The organism is Herminiimonas sp. GW821-FHT09C12, from assembly GCF_059416385.1.
In genome coordinates this window covers 1387171-1402847 of the sequence record NZ_JBWKPC010000001.1, presented here as the reverse complement: position 1 = coordinate 1402847, position 15677 = coordinate 1387171, and the positions used below count along the sequence as shown (strand labels likewise).

Annotated in this window: 17 protein-coding genes; 10 read left to right on the top strand and 7 right to left on the bottom strand. The window is 52.2% G+C overall.

From position 1 onward, the window contains the following. Positions 1–86 precede the first annotated feature (86 nt). The 3 genes from AC07N2_RS06650 (at position 87) to AC07N2_RS06640 (ending at position 2805) form a co-directional block, all read left to right on the top strand. Entirely contained in the window at positions 87–722 is a 636-nt protein-coding gene (locus tag AC07N2_RS06650; protein WP_494777535.1) for a Spy/CpxP family protein refolding chaperone, read from the top strand. Between the two features lie 87 nt (positions 723–809). Next, the gene (locus AC07N2_RS06645; RefSeq protein WP_494777534.1) at positions 810–1529 is read left to right on the top strand and encodes a response regulator; all 720 of its coding nucleotides are present in this window, start codon (positions 810–812) and stop codon (positions 1527–1529) included. Continuing rightward, complete coding sequence (locus AC07N2_RS06640) at positions 1522–2805, top strand: HAMP domain-containing sensor histidine kinase (RefSeq protein WP_494777533.1); 1284 nt, start codon at positions 1522–1524, stop codon at positions 2803–2805. The genes AC07N2_RS06645 and AC07N2_RS06640 overlap by 8 nt, the downstream gene beginning before the upstream one ends. A 16-nt stretch (positions 2806–2821) precedes the next feature. Here AC07N2_RS06640 and pabB read toward each other — a convergent pair whose 3' ends face one another. From pabB to AC07N2_RS06625, 3 genes are all read right to left on the bottom strand, one after another. Continuing rightward, positions 2822–4669, bottom strand: a complete 1848-nt coding sequence (gene pabB, locus AC07N2_RS06635; protein WP_494777532.1) for an aminodeoxychorismate synthase component I — start codon at positions 4667–4669, stop codon at positions 2822–2824. A gap of 177 nt (positions 4670–4846) precedes the next feature. Next, complete coding sequence (gene slmA, locus AC07N2_RS06630) at positions 4847–5422, bottom strand: nucleoid occlusion factor SlmA (protein WP_494777531.1); 576 nt, start codon at positions 5420–5422, stop codon at positions 4847–4849. A gap of 67 nt (positions 5423–5489) precedes the next feature. Next, positions 5490–6215, bottom strand: a complete 726-nt coding sequence (locus AC07N2_RS06625) for a pyrimidine 5'-nucleotidase (RefSeq protein WP_494777530.1) — start codon at positions 6213–6215, stop codon at positions 5490–5492. 40 nt (positions 6216–6255) lie between these two features. Between AC07N2_RS06625 and AC07N2_RS06620 the strand changes: the two genes are divergently transcribed. Next, on the top strand, positions 6256–7194 hold the full coding sequence (locus AC07N2_RS06620; protein WP_494777529.1) for a TraB/GumN family protein: 939 nt from the start codon (positions 6256–6258) through the stop codon (positions 7192–7194). Positions 7195–7443: 249 nt separating this feature from the next. Next, the gene (locus AC07N2_RS06615) at positions 7444–9120 is read left to right on the top strand and encodes a putative bifunctional diguanylate cyclase/phosphodiesterase (RefSeq protein ID WP_494777528.1); all 1677 of its coding nucleotides are present in this window, start codon (positions 7444–7446) and stop codon (positions 9118–9120) included. Positions 9121–9244: 124 nt separating this feature from the next. On the opposite strand, the gene argB is transcribed toward AC07N2_RS06615, so the two are convergent. Next, positions 9245–10138, bottom strand: a complete 894-nt coding sequence (gene argB, locus AC07N2_RS06610) for an acetylglutamate kinase (protein ID WP_076593181.1) — start codon at positions 10136–10138, stop codon at positions 9245–9247. A gap of 140 nt (positions 10139–10278) precedes the next feature. On the opposite strand from argB, the gene AC07N2_RS06605 reads away from it, so the two are divergent. The 3 genes from AC07N2_RS06605 to AC07N2_RS06595 are packed head-to-tail and all read left to right on the top strand — an operon-like array spanning position 10279 to position 11303. Further along, on the top strand, positions 10279–10866 hold the full coding sequence (locus tag AC07N2_RS06605; RefSeq protein ID WP_494777527.1) for a sigma-70 family RNA polymerase sigma factor: 588 nt from the start codon (positions 10279–10281) through the stop codon (positions 10864–10866). A 21-nt stretch (positions 10867–10887) separates the two neighbouring features. Further along, positions 10888–11091 carry a zf-HC2 domain-containing protein gene (locus AC07N2_RS06600; RefSeq protein ID WP_494777526.1) on the top strand — a complete coding sequence of 68 codons (204 nt, stop codon included), beginning with the start codon at positions 10888–10890 and terminating at the stop codon, positions 11089–11091. Continuing rightward, the gene (locus tag AC07N2_RS06595; RefSeq protein WP_494777525.1) at positions 11088–11303 is read left to right on the top strand and encodes a cysteine-rich CWC family protein; all 216 of its coding nucleotides are present in this window, start codon (positions 11088–11090) and stop codon (positions 11301–11303) included. Before AC07N2_RS06600 ends, AC07N2_RS06595 begins: the two co-directional genes overlap by 4 nt. A gap of 25 nt (positions 11304–11328) precedes the next feature. Here the strand turns inward: AC07N2_RS06595 and AC07N2_RS06590 are convergent, their stop codons facing one another. From AC07N2_RS06590 to AC07N2_RS06580, 3 genes are read right to left on the bottom strand one after another with little or no spacing between them, the layout of a single operon-like run. Beyond that, complete coding sequence (locus AC07N2_RS06590; RefSeq protein WP_494777524.1) at positions 11329–12036, bottom strand: SPOR domain-containing protein; 708 nt, start codon at positions 12034–12036, stop codon at positions 11329–11331. After that, the gene (locus tag AC07N2_RS06585) at positions 12030–12812 is read right to left on the bottom strand and encodes a type III pantothenate kinase (protein WP_494777523.1); all 783 of its coding nucleotides are present in this window, start codon (positions 12810–12812) and stop codon (positions 12030–12032) included. Before AC07N2_RS06585 ends, AC07N2_RS06590 begins: the two co-directional genes overlap by 7 nt. Positions 12813–12816: 4 nt before the next feature. After that, positions 12817–13608: a biotin--[acetyl-CoA-carboxylase] ligase gene (locus tag AC07N2_RS06580; protein WP_494777522.1), complete on the bottom strand. Its 792-nt coding sequence runs from the start codon at positions 13606–13608 to the stop codon at positions 12817–12819. Positions 13609–13718: 110 nt separating this feature from the next. Between AC07N2_RS06580 and AC07N2_RS06575 the strand changes: the two genes are divergently transcribed. Both AC07N2_RS06575 and AC07N2_RS06570 read left to right on the top strand, forming a co-directional pair. Further along, on the top strand, positions 13719–14843 hold the full coding sequence (locus AC07N2_RS06575; protein WP_494777521.1) for an MlaE family ABC transporter permease: 1125 nt from the start codon (positions 13719–13721) through the stop codon (positions 14841–14843). Continuing rightward, positions 14843–15676: an ABC transporter ATP-binding protein gene (locus tag AC07N2_RS06570; protein WP_494777520.1), complete on the top strand. Its 834-nt coding sequence runs from the start codon at positions 14843–14845 to the stop codon at positions 15674–15676. The genes AC07N2_RS06575 and AC07N2_RS06570 overlap by 1 nt, the downstream gene beginning before the upstream one ends. Position 15677 lies beyond the last annotated feature (1 nt).

Sequence of the window (15677 nt, the reverse complement as noted above, 5' to 3'; positions counted from 1 at the left end):
CATGCGATTGCGCAACAGTGGTCTCCTAAAGTATCAACATGCCAGCACAGAACAGCCGGCACCATTGATAGACAAAGGAGCTTTAAATGAACAAGCAAACCCCACTGAACAAAATGACTATTGCACCAGTTCAAACTGCGTCGCGCGGTCGCCGCTTGATGATGGTCGGTGCAACTGCTGCTATCGTCAGCGTCCTTTCCTTCGCAGGCGTCAGCTACGCACAAGAAGGCCAGGCACCGCAAACCACGACGCAACAAAAACACTTTGACCATCGCGGCAAGATGAATCCTGAACAGGCAGGAAAACGCTTTGATCGCATGCTTGGTCGTCTGGTACCAGATGCCACACCGGAACAAAAAACCAAACTCGACGCTATTGCCAAGGCTGCATTCACCGACCTGCGTCCATTGCACGAACAAAGCCGTGCCGCACATGCACAAGGTCTGAAACTGTTGGCGCAGCCGACCATCGATCGCAAGGCACTCGAACAAGTACGTCAAACCGAGCAAAAACTGGCTGATCAACGTTCGCGTCGCATGAGCCAAGCATTTGCAGATGCAGCAGAAGTTCTGACCCCAGCACAGCGCGTGAAAGCAGTTGAGCAACTGAGCAAACACGGCCCTGGCTTCGGTCACCGTTTTGGTCATGGCCCACGTCACGGCCATGGTCCTGACCGTGGTCCAGGCGCAGCACCACAAGCACCTGCACCAGCCGCTCAGTAAAACGGGCTCTGCGTAATGAGCGCGCCTGCCTCCATAAAATGGGATGCAGGCGCGACTCATTGCAACACTCCGCGTTACACTAGCCAAATGACACAACGCCTACTCATGATCGAAGACGACCAGCGCCTAGCCAGCATGGTTGCCACTTACCTGAACCAGAACGGGTTCGAGGTGACGCATAGCGGTACCGCCAAGGAGGGACTGCATCAATTGCAGCAAGCCGCGGCGACGCAAGCGTTTTCCATCGTATTGCTCGATCTGATGCTGCCGGATGCTGACGGACTCGATGTCTGTCGACAAATCCGCACACAGCCACAGCCACTGGGCTCCATGCCGATAGTCATGTTGACAGCCAAAGGTGATCCTATGGATCGCGTAGTCGGTCTTGAACTTGGTGCCGACGATTACATACCCAAACCGTTTGAGCCGCGCGAACTGCTGGCACGCTTGCGTGCTGTCTTGCGTCGCCAACAGGGTGTTGCTGCAAGCAATGAGCGCGTGTTGCGTTTCGGCCGTTTGGAAATCGATCTGGATGCACGTGTCATTCGTCTGGACGATCAAGAAAAACCCGTTACCTCTTATCAATTCAATTTGCTCGCTGCGATGGCGGATCGTGCCGGGCGTGTCTTATCGCGTGAACAATTGATGGATGCAGTTAAAGGCGAACCGCTGGAAGCATTCGATCGCTCGATTGACGTCCACATCGGCCGTCTGCGTGCAGCCATCGAAGATGACCCAAAACAGCCTAAGCGCATCATCACCGTGCGCGGTGCAGGCTATGTATTTGCAAAGGCACAGGATGTCTGAACAAGCAATACGCGGACGTTTTAGCTGGTCGCACCGGCTATACATTCGTATTTATCTGGCGATGTTGATCAGCCTGACCGTGGCAGGACTTTTGTTCGCTGCCGCGTGGCGTATCAACGCCGATTCGCGCCAGATCGGTCCTAGCCTGGAATCGTTTGCCGCAATTGCTTCCGATGTCTTGCCACCGCCCGATGCCAGTAACGAAGAACAACAGCAAGCCTTGTCGCGCTGGCAATCGCGCATGCGCGCCGATCTGGCGCTGTATTCTGCCCATCGCGAAAAAATTGCCACTGCCGGTCGTGAACTGCCACCGCTCGATGAGTCGCAAGTCACCAGCGGCTGGATGGGCGGCGGACCACCAGTATTCGCCGTCAAATTACCCGATGATCGCTGGCTCGTCGGCCAGCATCCGGGACGCCGCAAACCACCGTTCAGCTTCTTCACCACATTAGTCATCATCGGCCTGGCTATGGGTATAGGTGCTTATCCCATCGTGCGTCGATTGACGCGTCGACTGGAACGTCTGCAAACCAGCGTGGAAGCATTGGGTGCAGGCCAGTTATCGACCCGTATCGCGGTCGAAGGAAAAGATGAGGTAGGACGACTCGCCACCAGTTTTAATCGCTCTGCGGCACGTATTGAAGCCTTGGTGGATGCGCAAAAGGCCTTGCTGGCGAATGCCTCGCATGAATTACGTTCACCATTGGCGCGCATACGCATGGCGGTCGAATTGATGGCCGCCGATGCACAACCGGAAATGCGTACCGAGCTCAAACGCAATATCGGCGAACTCGATCAACTGATTGATGAGATCCTGCTTGCCAGCCGTCTCGATGCAACCGCTGTTGTCAGCCAGACATTTGAAAGAATCGATCTGACTGCACTGGTCGCAGAAGAATGCGCTCGCATAGACGCGCAACTGGATACGCAATCGATAGAAATTCCCGGCGATGCCCGACTGCTGCGTCGCATGGTGCGTAACCTGTTGGAAAACGCCAAACGTTATGGCAACGGCACGCCGATTGACGTTTCACTGGCGAAAGTCGGCAACAAGGTTGTTTTGCAAGTGTGCGATGGTGGCCCTGGTGTACCAGTCGCGGAGCGCGAAAATATCTTCGCTCCGTTCTATCGTCTGCCTGGTGCCAGCGAACGTGAAGGTGGTGTGGGATTAGGTTTAAGTCTGGTACAACAAATCGCGCGAGCACATGGCGGTGAAGTTGTATGTACCGGACGCGATGTGCCGGGTAGCTGCTTCAAGGTGACGCTACCGGCATAACAGCGCTACTACGGAATTATTTCGCCCAGTCGAACACGGCTGGCAACACACCGCGCAATGCGTTGCAGATCACTATCTCTTCTGCATTGCGCACATCATCCAGCGTCAAGATTTTTTCTTGCGCATTCCACTCGGGATCGTCGAGTAAAACTCCACGCATTACACCCGGCAGAAGGCCTGCGCTTAAAGGTGGCGTGTACCAGCGTCCATGCAATTTAACGAAGAGCGTGCTGCGGCCGCCTTCGGTTACCTGTCCTTGCGTATTGCAGAACAACTTATCGAAAGCGCCCTGCTGCTCGGCAGCACGCCATGCCTCGTCGTACATGGTGCGTATCGTGGTTTTGTGACGCAAGAAAACATCGTTGGCCGTCGTTGCCTGCTCTGCCAATAGTATTGTTACCGGCATCTCCAGCTGAGACAAAACTGCAGTCTGAATCGCGCTGCTGCCATCCTGCTTCAACGCAAAACGCAAACGATGCGCCGAGCCTGCAGCTAAATTCGCACAAGCCTCACTCAAACTTGAACGTATCTTTTCCTCACTAAACACAAAATCGAAGTAAGTCGCCGACGCACGCAAACGCTGTAAATGTCTATCCAGATAACGACACCCGTGATCACGCGTCGCATAGATGGTTTCAAATAACTCAAACTCGCCCGGCATCCCGATCAGGAAGCTCGCCTTGAGTCGACATTCTTCATATTCATCCAATGCCACACTGTCATGCACTATACCTGCGCCCACGCCCATTTCACCCGGACGTATGCCATCCGCATTCTGCGGCTGCAATTGCAAGGTACGAATTGGGACCGACAAACAAAAATTACCGATGGTTTGTGTTGATGCCGGTGGATCGAACCAGCCTATCGCACCGGTATAAATACCGCGCGGACTCGGTTCCAGTTCGCGAATGATTTGCATCGTGCGATGTTTGGGTGCACCGGTAATCGAGCCGCATGGATACAACGCATCAAATATTTCTGGCAAGGTGGTGTCATCACGCAATTGCGCGTGCACCGTCGATGTCATTTGCAAGACACTGCTATAACGTTGCACATCGAACAGCTTGTCCACGACTACCGAGCCAACTTTAGCGACGCGTCCCAGATCGTTACGCAGTAAATCAACGATCATCAAATTTTCTGCACGATTTTTGGCATCGGATGCCAGCGCATGTGCAGCCTGTGCATCTTGCTCCGGATCGCCGCTGGCAGCTGCGGTGCCCTTCATTGGTCGTACCGTCAGCACGCCATCGTCATGCCGCATGAATAATTCCGGCGACAAAGACAATACGGCATGCCCGTTCGGTAACGCAATCAGCGCGCCATACGGCACCGGCTGACGTTCGCGCAAGCGGCTATACAAGGCATACAAGGAACCATAAGCATCAAAACGCAGACGGTAGGTGTAATTCACCTGATAGGTATCGCCGGCTGCGATGTAACCATGTATGCGCGCAATCGCAGCACAGAAGGTTGCTTCATCGATATCTGCATGCACATTGGCAATGCCTGCATGTACCGATTGCGTATGCTGCGCCAGCCACGTTTGCACTTGCTCAGATGACAGGTGATCGCAACGCTCGAACACAAGGATTTCAGCCAAAGGCTGATCGCCTGCATGCGCAGGAATGCCATGTAAATCCGCACCCAACTCATAAGTGAACAAGCTGACTGCAAACCTGCCCTGCTGCAAGAACTGCTGCATCTCTTGCAACAAGTCCGGCAGTTGATCCACATGTCGACACGATAATGTGCCGACATGGTTGGAATAAAGACGTGAGCGCGCACCGGCCGCGCTGGCATCGACATCGTCGAGCAAGGCAAAACAAGCGTGAGAAGAATCGGCAGGAGCAAACAGGGACATAAATCGAGTAAGGATGCGAAGCAAGTCGCTATTGTACGACCAAGTACGGCAGGATATTTTCGGACACAGTCAGTGCCTGTCTATGCACACTGGCAGGACATTTCCGGAACGCACAATATTATGGAAAAACAGACAGATACGACGCCCCCCCCTAAAAAGAGAACGTCGTATCCGGATTCAAGCCAGCAACATCGCTATTTGCGCCGAAGCATGAGCCGATGGATTTTGCTTAAAGCCCGTTTTTGCAAAACGGTGCCAATGCCCAAGCACCAGACTCGTGATCAGATTCGCACGCACAGACACTTCCGCTTCGCTGGCCTGCCCTTGCGTTGCTGCCACGCGCAGCGATTGCTTGATCGCCAATTCGATGCGATCAATGAATTGATTCATGCGCGTTTGCAGACGCTCATCTTCATTCACTAAAGCATCGCCTATCATCACGCGCGTCATGCCGGGATTACGTTCGGCAAAATTGAGCAGCATGATGATGGTGGCTTGCACTTGCGACAAGCCGTTTTCCTGTTGTTCGGTAATTTTATTGATCAAGCCGAAGACGGTCGATTCTATGAATTCGATCAAGCCCTCGAACATTTGCGCCTTGCTGGCGAAATGCCGATACAGCGCAGCCTCCGATACATCCAGCCTTGCTGCCAATGCCGCAGTGGTGATTTTCTCGCCTTTTGGTTGCTCCAGCATTGTTGCCAATGTCTGAAGTATCTGCAGCTTACGTTCGCCTGGTTTCATGGTTGCCATAATAGTTTTTATAAGTAGGTAAGCAATCTACAACTCATCTCGCAAGTAAGGACGAAATGTGTTCCCGCTAGCGCAATCGATGCAACTGTTTGAATAGTTGCCCTACGGATTCTACTTTGACATCGACATAAATTGGGCGTTTTGTGCAGCCTACTGTTGCGTGATAGCCAGATAGTGCCTGCTTGCTCGAATCGCTGGCCAGATATTGGGTAATCCAGGCAGTTTTCATACCCAGTTCCTTGGCGCCTTTCAAATGACTAACGGTATCTTCCACCAGCACGCAGCGATGTGCGGAGATACGCTCCCTAGCCAACAATTTGCGCAGCATTTGTTTTGATGGCTTAGGCTTCAAGCGGCCATGTACGCGCATCGCTTCGATAGGTACATGCTTGGCAAAATGACGGTGCAAACCCAAATGCCGCAACACATCGCGCGAATAACGACGTGGTGCATTCGTCAGCAATATCTTGCGGCCTGGCAGTCGGCGCAACAAACGCGCCAAGCCGCGCTCAGCGCGTATCATCGTCGGCAGATTGTCAAATCGATGCGCCTCGCGCAAGAAATCCTCAGGCCGCACCTGATGATGATTTACCATACCGAGCAAAGTCGCACCATAACGCTGCCAATAAGTGACGCGCGCGGCATTCACTGCCGCCTCATCCGAAGCCAAGCCGCCCTTGTTCAATACCTGAGCGATAAACGCATTCATGTTGAGATTGATCGCCGGGAAAATCGCATGCGATGCGTTATGCAGCGTGTTATCCAGATCGAACAGCCAGGTCAGCTTAGACATCGTTTTTTGTACCGGGTATTCATATATTTAAGGAAGTTGCATGCGTCGTAATATCGTTTTTATTTTTATCGCACTGTTAAGCCTGTACACGGCCAGCGCACAAGCCGACAAAGCGGCGACACAAACAGTAACGTCAACTGTACAGAAAAACACAGCACCGCAACGCGGCACGCTGTATCGCGCGACTTATCGCGGCAATGTCAGCTACCTGTTCGGCACCATACACGTCGGTCAAACAGCATTCTACCCACTCGAACCACAAGTGACACGTGCATTATCCGATGCAAAAAAACTGGTCATCGAAGTTGATATCCGCGATACCGAAGCCATGCGCGTGGCCGTCATGCGGCACGGCATTTATCCCGACGGACAAACGATTAACCAGCATCTATCCGCTGATGGCAGTGCGCAATTACGGCAAGCGCTGAAGCGTGTCGGCATTCCATTTGAAAACGTCGCACGGATGAAACCATGGATGGTTGCCAATCTGCTGCTCGTACAAGAGATGGCGCGCAATGGCTTCCCAACCGAACAAGGCATCGAAAAATACTTTATCTCGATTGCGCAAAAACAAAACAAACCGATACAGGAGCTGGAAACAGCCGACTATCAACTTTCGCTGTTCGACAGCATGAGCGATGTCGAACAAGAGGAATACCTGAAAGAGAACCTTACCGAGCTGGAAAATGGCGAGGCGATGAAAAAAGCACTCGCCCTGATCGCTGCATGGCAGATTGCAGATGCGAAGGCGTTGGAAAACGCCCTGCTTGAAATGCAAAAAGGCGAGAACGCTTCCGACAGATTCCTGCAACAAGTCTTGCTGGACAAGCGCAATCCCAATATGGCGAACAAAGTGGAAGCGCTATTGAAAACCGACAAGGTGAGCTTTGTGGCAGTCGGAGCCTTGCATCTGTTGGGTGAAAAAGGCGTACCCAAGCTACTGCAAAAACGCGGTTACGAAGTGCAAAAGATATATTGAGCCTCTCTTTTAGGCTCACCACACCAGCGTTACTCAGCAAGAAATGTTGCTAAAGAAGCCATTAATTGCTTAAATAATTTTCTCGTGGCAACATGCATTGGAGAGTTTCACCAATGCAATATACGCACGCATACTGCCACCCTATTCAGTCATATCGATTCCAGCACGCTATCCAGTAAAACGATCAATCTTTATTCAAAAGAAACAGCCTGTCCTGATTCATGATGTTGCCTCTTGAAGGAATGTCTGATGAGTACAATGCAATTGTTCGAATGGCTAGGCGCACATCTCCGCGCCATACGTATCGCCGTGGCCCCCTTGCTTGCCGTGATGATTGTCGGCATTTATGTCCTCGTCTACGCCACTGGCGGCATTAAATTCGTTTATTCGCATTCGATGTATCTGGCCATTTTGCTGTCTGGATTCATATTCGGTGTGCGTGGCGGATTGATCGTAGGACTGATAGGCGGTATTACATTAGGGCCTTTTATGCCCATCGATGTCGCTACCGGAGAACAGCAAAACACCATCAACTGGCTCTACCGAACCGGATTTTTCATGCTGGTCGGGATTGCCTGCGGCGGTGCCAGTGATAGCGTCAGGTCTTACCTGCGCCACTTGAAATGGATAGCCCGCCATGATGCGGCGACCCAACTGCCAAATCGCAATGCATTGCTGGAGTCTCTATCCGACATTCCTAAAATAAAGAATACCTCGCACCTGCACGTACTTGTTGTGGTCTCACTACAAAATGCGATGGAGTTGAAATCAGCATTTGGTTTCGACATTATCGAAGCAGTCATTCAGCAGTCAGCGCATCGCTACCAAAGCATCTTGCAAGACAAAGCCCAGGTCTATCGCATCGATCCAGAGCAATTAGGCATCCTGATAGAAAACCGAGATGTGCAAACAATAGAATCTCTGCTCGCAGAATTGGTGAAAGGTGCGCAGCAACCATACCAATTCAACGACATTCCAATTCATGTCGATTCACGACTGGGTTACGTCACTTTCAACAAGGTGATACAAGCACCCGAGCAATATCTGCAAAGAGCAGAATCAGCCTTGATCTCTGCCAACGAAAAAGTACTGGATTGCGTTGCCTACAGTCCGGAAATCAGTAATTTTGCAAAGGAAAATTTATCCATCCTCGGCAATCTGATGAGTGCCCTCAAGGAAGGGCAACTATCCATGCATTACCAACCGAAGATCTCCATCAAAACTGGCGAAATTCACAGCGTGGAAGCCCTCATGCGCTGGAAGCATCCTGAACGTGGCAACATTCCTCCTGCAATTTTTATCCCGCGCGCAGAGCAAAGCACACTCATCAATCTGATTACCGAGTTTGCGTTGGAACAGGCAATGGAACAGATAGTGAAGTGGCGGCAGCACGACATACATCTTCCAATCGCCGTCAACATCTCGCCACGTAATCTGCTGCAACCCGGCTTCTCAGATCTGGTACTGCATCTTCTGCAACGCTACGGTGTGAGCGGACAATCGCTGGAACTGGAAGTCACGGAAGGCGCCTTGATGACCGATATCGCGCGCACCATCGTGGAATTGAGTCGTCTGGCGGATGCGAAGATCACCATCTCCATCGACGACTTTGGCACTGGCTATTCGTCATTACAGTACTTGCACCAACTCCCGATCTCTCTCATCAAAATCGATCAATCTTTTGTCCGCAGATTGCCCGACGATAAGGGCGCAGTACACATCGTAGAAGCTGCTGTAACGCTGGCGCACAAAATGGGGATGAAAACCATCGCAGAAGGAGTGGAGGATCAAAGTGCTTACAAGCTGCTGGCAGATCTGGGATGCGATATTGCACAAGGCTTCATGATTTCTCGCCCATTACCTGCGGCAGAGTTTGAGAAATGGCTGGCGCAATACGAAGGGAATGTCTTGTACGCGCAGATGTAATCAGAGAACTCTTACATAGAGCAATCACATGAATAGATTGCGATTTTAAACATCCTCAACAAGAAACAAAAAAGGTGTGTCGACCATGCAGTCGACACACCTTTTTTAATGAAGCAGCTAGCGTTTAATGCGAACGGATCATCGTACCGAAAGCCTGTTCAGTCAGCACTTCCAGCAACAGCGAATGTTCAATACGGCCATCGATGATGTGCACGGTATTAACGCCGGACTTCGCTGCATCCAGTGCAGACGAAATCTTAGGCAGCATACCGCCGGAGATCGTACCGTCTTCAAACATTTCGTCGATTTCGCGTGCGGACAAATCGGTCAACAGATTGCCCTGCTTGTCTTGCACACCAGCGATATTGGTCATCATGATCAGCTTTTCAGCTTTCAGGATTTCCGCGATCTTGCCGGCCACGACGTCGGCATTGATGTTGTAAGCCTGGCCATCATCGCCAAAACCGATAGGCGAAATAATAGGAATGAAGGCATCATCCTGCAGCGCTTTCACAACCGCTGGGTTGATCGCTTCGATATCGCCAACAAAACCGATGTCGAGGAATTGGCCTGGATTTTCCTTGTCCGGCATCTTCATCTTGCGAGCACGGATCAAGCCGCCATCCTTGCCGGTCAAGCCGACAGCCTGGCCACCATAGTGATTGATCAGCATCACAATATCCTGCTGCACTTCGCCGCCCAGCACCCACTCAACGACTTCCATCGTTTCTTCATCGGTGATGCGCATACCTTGCACGAAGGTGCCTTGCTTGCCGATTTTTTTCAGCGCGTTATCGATTTGCGGACCACCGCCATGCACCACGACCGGGTTCATGCCGACCAGTTTCAATAAAATCACGTCGCGCGCGAAGCCGTGCTTCAAGCGCTCTTCGGTCATCGCATTGCCGCCGTATTTAACGACAATCGTTTTGCCGTGAAATTTGCGGATATACGGCAGCGCCTCGGCCAGAATTTGCGCCTGTATTTGCGGCGAAACTACAGTAAGATCAGCATTCATATCGGTCAAGTTGGTCGTGAGAGGTTCTAAAATGGATTGACCGCGATTTTACAGGGAATGCCAATTCATTTCTTGGCTCTTTGCCGGAATCCCCAGGAATATTCCACAGCTGTATTGCTCAAACGACAAAACCACAAGCAATGACCGCCCATTTATCTTCCACGCTCGCCGCTGAACTGGAGTCTTTACGCCCTGCTTTAATGCGCTTTGCGCTCTTGCAGCTACGTGATCAAGCGCTGGCGGAAGACGTCGTACAGGATGCCTTGATCGCCGTATTGGAGAAGCCAGACAGTTTTGCCGGGCAGTCGTCATTGCGCACCTATGTAACGGCCATCATGAAGTACAAGATTATCGATGCCCTGCGCGCAGGCAAACGCATGCGTCAGCTCGACACGCCAGACGATCAATCTGAAGACAACATGATCGATGCGCTCTTCACCGCGAATGGCCATACGCAGGAGATGCCACGTTCCTGGGGCGATCCAACGGCCAGCCTGCAGCAACAGGATTTCTTCAAGGTGCTGGAAATTTGTCTGGAGAAACTGCCGGCCAAAACGGCGCGCATCTTCATGATGCGCGAATGGCTGGAGCTGGAAACCGAGGAAATCTGTAAGGAACTGGATATTTCCACGTCTAATGCATGGGTGATCTTGTATCGCGCACGGCTGCGCTTGCGCGAATGTCTGGATCTGAACTGGTTCGGCAATCAGCCGCAACCCGTTAAATAACGCAACACCACTGGAATGGGCATGGGACTTCCCACTTGCAAAGAAGTACACAGACTGGCATCGGAGAAGCTGGATAGACCGCTGACCATGACCGAGCAATTACGCATGCGCCTGCATTTGCTGGCGTGCGATGCTTGTCGCACCTTCAATGGACAGATGGCGATACTGCGCAAGGCGATGCGAACATTACCGTCAGTTGATCCAACAGAATCGAAAGAAAAATGAGCCATTGCTCACAATGCAACGCAACGTTCTCATGCGGAATGGTCGATACAACATCAGCAGAAGCTTGCTGGTGCACGGCCTTGCCAACCGCCGCAATCAGCAGCGTGGTGCGTGATACAAGTGGCAACACCAAAACCTGTATGTGCCCGGATTGTCTAGCGGCCTTGCGTGCGCGGCGCTCGTTAGAAAAAGATAACTCCACCCAGAACTGATTCGTTCAAAGCCAAGTCTGCCAAATCAAGCTGCTGGCGGATTACTGCACTCGCGCCATTCCTGACGTGGAAAACCTTCTCTGATCTTGTCCACACCGCTCTTGGTCGCCGCATCGATACGACGTAGCTGGAAAGCGAATTTATTGGCGGCTACGCTATGCGTGCCTACACGCGCACTACGCACACCTTTTTGATTCAACGCAGCAAGATGGTTGCGCGCCGCTTCTTCTGATTTAAAAATCCCCAGCGATACGCCCCATTGCAAGGCCGAGTGATCTTGAATCACGAAGAAATCATCCACGCCCATGCGCTTGAGTTCAGCAGCTTTCTTGTCGGCTGCTTCCTTATTCGCCAGCGGCGGGATGTAGACCATATAGCGCGCATTTTCCTGTATCGGACGACGCGCCAAACGATCACCGAGTGCAAGTGCCGTCAGTTTCGTTTCGAAGTTTTTAGCTTCCGCTGCATCGAAGTTACCTATCTCGGTGCATGCCAATACTTCCGCAACCTTTTCTACGCGTTCAGGCGTTTTTTCAGGCTCCGCAGCAGCGACTTTTTCAGTCACTGGCTTATCTGCTTCCAAGGGAACCAGTTTGAGTTGATCCGGATTCAATTGCTGCTTGAGGCGCGTTGGCTCATGGCTGGGAGGAATCAGGCTATCCAGATAGCCTTGCTGAAAGGCGAACAAGCCGCCGTTAATCAGTAACAATGAGCCGAACAGAATTTTTAGCATGTTGGAGAATGTTGGGTTGCTACCTTGTGCAAGCCGATCAGCACCAGATTATCGATACGTGTGTAGGCGATCGAAAGATGCGGCGCAATCAAGTCTGCCGCGCCGCCAGCCAGAATGCAAGAGACTGTCTCATTTGGATACGCACGTGCTTGTGCAGCCATCGCACGTTCGATCGCACCAGCCTGCGCGGCCAGACAACCACTGACTATCGCGGCATCCGTGTTATCTGCAAACGGTTGCACCAAACTGGTTTGCAAAGCGACTTGCGGCAATTGCGCCGTGTTTTTCGCCAGCGAAGTAGCCATCAAACCCAATCCCGGCAAGATCATGCCGCCGATAAAATGCCCCTCCGCACTCACCGCATCCACTGTGGTCGCCGTACCGCAAGTCGCCACGATCAAGGGACGATTCGGGAATAAACCATGCGCGCCTATCGCTGCGGCAAAACGGTCGGCGCCCAATTGCGTCGGACTCAGATACAGATTGCGCACACCACCCAGCTCCACTGCAGAAGTAAACCATTCCAGCGCTACTGGCCTAGTGCCAAGTACATGCAGCACGGCATTCTCCAGCTCACCACGCAGCTCGTGACCGGCCACATTCGACAACATGACACGACCAATATGGAAGCCGCGCCACGCATCCGCCAGCATATGTGCATCCGTGCGCGCCACACTGCCAGATTGTAGCCAATGGCCTGGCGTTTGATCACTGGCAGATCGATCAACCAGTGCCCATTTGATACGCGTATTACCCGCATCGACTATTAATAGCATCGCCTCAATCCTCCTTGATCCGCAACGAGACATCGCCGGCCACGATGGCGATGCGGCCTTGCGCGGTATCGAGCAGCAAGCGCCCTGTTTCATCGACACCAGCAGCATAACCACTATGCAATATTTTCCCTTGATCGAGAATATTCACCTGCTTGCCGGCATAGGCATCCAGTGCGTTCCACGCGGCGACAAAGGATGTAAATCCATTTTGTTCGAACAAAGGCAAAGCCTGCGCAAAACCATTCAACAATGCGGCCATCGCACTCTCCCGCTCAGATGCCAACTCCGGCGCATCGGCGACCACACGACCAGTTTGCGCGCTTAATCCATCTGCTTGTGCAATATTGATACCCACGCCGATGATCGCCCATGTCGAGAGTCGATCTGTTTTATCGACTGCTGTTTCAATCAGGATGCCGGCTAATTTTCCGTCATCCTTTAGTACATCGTTCGGCCACTTCAAGCTCGCCGCGACACCAAAAGAACGCAATGCTTCTGCAATCACGACACCAACCGCCAAGGGTAAACCGATCAGTTCTTGCACCGGCAAGGTGAATTTCCATGCCAGAGAAAAAGTCAGCGCCGTATCGGCTGATGCTTGCCAACTACGGCCGGCACGGCCTTTTCCTGCAGTCTGCGTCTGCGCCCACAACAAAGTCGGCTGCTGCAGTTGCTGCACATTTGCCAGTAGATCGACATTGGTAGAGCCTGTTTCAGCGACGATATCAATCGCGATGTTTTGCGCACTGGGGTCGCACAGGCTGGCCAGTCTTTGTGCTGAAGGAAGAAATGTCATGTGCACATTGTAGCGGGATGCTTGCACCTGTGAAACGAAACACTGCGCCAAATATGTACCGTTCGGCCACTGGCGTGACGCAAACTCTATTCTCCCTTACACTTGCCTGCATGCATAACTTCGCATCGCCCACTCTCAGCTACACGCAGAACGACCAGGCTACTGTGACCGCAGCCGGATCGTGGCAAGTGCGTGCGCTGACGCATCCCGGCGCGATGGAAAAAATTACCGCCGCATTGCAGACCGTACGCAATGCAGACAAAGCGCACTGGAATTTATCGCAAATCGACGCGCTCGATTACATAGGCGCGCAATTGTTGTGGAATACCTGGGGCAAGAAACGCCCGGCACAACTAACGCTCGCGCCACAATACGAAAACTTCTTCCGGCGACTGGAACAAACCGGCCCGCTGGTCATGAAGAGGCCACCCAAAAATCATTGGTACTCGCTGTGTACGCTGATCCAGTTCAAGCTGAATATGCTGGATCATCTGGTCGGCTTTATCAGCTTGATTGGCCAGTTAACGATGGATCTTGCTCAGTTCATCAAGCAACCGCAACGTGGACCGTGGAAGGAAATCTCCGCCAATATTTTCCATACCGGATATCAGGCGTTGGGAATTACTGCGCTGGTGGGATTTTTGATCGGTGTCGTGCTGTCTTATCTATCGGCACAACAATTGCATCAATTTGGTGGCGATATTTTTTTGGTCAACATACTCGGCATGAGCGTGATTCGAGAATTGGGGCCATTGCTGGCAGCGATTTTGGTAGCCGGCCGCTCCGGCTCTTCGATCACAGCGCAACTCGGGGTTATGCGCGTGACGGAAGAACTGGATGCGATGTTGGTGATGGGATTGCCACACGGTTATCGTTTGATCATGCCTAAAGTCATTGCACTGGCAATCTCGATGCCGCTGCTGGTGATATGGACTGATGCCATGGCCTTGATCGGCGGCATGGTTGCAGCGAATATGGAGTTGGGCTTGTCGTACAAATATTTTTTGCGCGAACTACCAGATGCAGTTCCTCTCGCTAATTACTGGATAGGTTTGGGCAAAGGCGTCGTATTTGGCAGCTTGATTGCATTGGTGGCCTGTCATTTCGGTTTGCGTATCAAACCGAATACAGAAAGTCTGGGCGCAGGCACCACCATCTCTGTAGTGACTGCCATCACGGTCGTGATACTCGCGGATGCCGTTTTTGCCATCGTCTTTACCGGAGTAGGTTTCTAATGGATACGACAACAACTCAGGCCGAAGCAACACCTATCGTTCAGATCAAGAATCTGAGCACGCGATTCGGCGATGTGGTCGTGCATGAGCATGTGAACTTGAGCATCAATCAGGGTGAAATCGTATCGCTGGTTGGTGGCTCTGGCTCGGGGAAAACCGTATTACTGCGACAAATGCTGGGCTTGACGCGGCCAGCCAGCGGCACTGTGCGCATATTTGGCGAAGACATTAACGCCATCAATGCACAACGTCTGCAGCAGTTACGCACTCGCTGGGGTATGCTGTTCCAGCAAGGCGCGCTGTTTTCTGCATTCACTGTCTTCGATAATGTGGCGCAACCGATGCGTGAACTGCGTGTACTGCCGAAACAGTTGATACGCGACGCCGCATTGATGAAGTTGCAAATGGCAGGAATAGGTCCGGAGCATGCACTGAAGATGCCATCGGATTTATCAGGCGGGATGATCAAGCGCGTCGCATTGGCGCGTGCCTTGGCGCTGGAACCGGAACTGGTTTTTCTGGATGAGCCAACTGCCGGTCTGGACCCCAACGCATCGGAAAGCTTCGTCAATCTGATACGTGAACTGCGCGATGAAATGAATCTGACCGTTGTGATGGTCACGCATGATCTGGATACTTTATTTGCCTTGTCGTCGCGCGTTGCCGTATTGGCTGACAAGCACATCATTGCTTATTGCAAACCGGACAAGGTAGTTGAGTTCAAGCATCCGTTTATTGAAACCTTCTTCCGTGGCGAACGCGGACAACGTGCGTTCGAGGCATTGCCCGCCAAGCAGGAAAACCATCAGGGAGGAGAGTCGCATACACTCTAAT

Excerpts from the sequence above, each read along its gene's own strand:
- AC07N2_RS06650 (WP_494777535.1), top strand. The coding sequence starts at position 87 with ATGAACAAGCAAACCCCACTGAACAAAATGACTATTGCACCAGTTCAA.
- AC07N2_RS06645 (WP_494777534.1), top strand. The coding sequence starts at position 810 with ATGACACAACGCCTACTCATGATCGAAGACGACCAGCGCCTAGCCAGC.
- AC07N2_RS06640 (WP_494777533.1), top strand. The coding sequence starts at position 1,522 with ATGTCTGAACAAGCAATACGCGGACGTTTTAGCTGGTCGCACCGGCTA.
- pabB (WP_494777532.1), bottom strand. The coding sequence starts at position 4,669 with ATGTCCCTGTTTGCTCCTGCCGATTCTTCTCACGCTTGTTTTGCCTTG.
- slmA (WP_494777531.1), bottom strand. The coding sequence starts at position 5,422 with ATGGCAACCATGAAACCAGGCGAACGTAAGCTGCAGATACTTCAGACA.
- AC07N2_RS06625 (WP_494777530.1), bottom strand. The coding sequence starts at position 6,215 with ATGTCTAAGCTGACCTGGCTGTTCGATCTGGATAACACGCTGCATAAC.
- AC07N2_RS06620 (WP_494777529.1), top strand. The coding sequence starts at position 6,256 with ATGCGTCGTAATATCGTTTTTATTTTTATCGCACTGTTAAGCCTGTAC.
- AC07N2_RS06615 (WP_494777528.1), top strand. The coding sequence starts at position 7,444 with ATGAGTACAATGCAATTGTTCGAATGGCTAGGCGCACATCTCCGCGCC.
- argB (WP_076593181.1), bottom strand. The coding sequence starts at position 10,138 with ATGAATGCTGATCTTACTGTAGTTTCGCCGCAAATACAGGCGCAAATT.
- AC07N2_RS06605 (WP_494777527.1), top strand. The coding sequence starts at position 10,279 with ATGACCGCCCATTTATCTTCCACGCTCGCCGCTGAACTGGAGTCTTTA.
- AC07N2_RS06600 (WP_494777526.1), top strand. The coding sequence starts at position 10,888 with ATGGGACTTCCCACTTGCAAAGAAGTACACAGACTGGCATCGGAGAAG.
- AC07N2_RS06595 (WP_494777525.1), top strand. The coding sequence starts at position 11,088 with ATGAGCCATTGCTCACAATGCAACGCAACGTTCTCATGCGGAATGGTC.
- AC07N2_RS06590 (WP_494777524.1), bottom strand. The coding sequence starts at position 12,036 with ATGCTAAAAATTCTGTTCGGCTCATTGTTACTGATTAACGGCGGCTTG.
- AC07N2_RS06585 (WP_494777523.1), bottom strand. The coding sequence starts at position 12,812 with ATGCTATTAATAGTCGATGCGGGTAATACGCGTATCAAATGGGCACTG.
- AC07N2_RS06580 (WP_494777522.1), bottom strand. The coding sequence starts at position 13,608 with ATGACATTTCTTCCTTCAGCACAAAGACTGGCCAGCCTGTGCGACCCC.
- AC07N2_RS06575 (WP_494777521.1), top strand. The coding sequence starts at position 13,719 with ATGCATAACTTCGCATCGCCCACTCTCAGCTACACGCAGAACGACCAG.
- AC07N2_RS06570 (WP_494777520.1), top strand. The coding sequence starts at position 14,843 with ATGGATACGACAACAACTCAGGCCGAAGCAACACCTATCGTTCAGATC.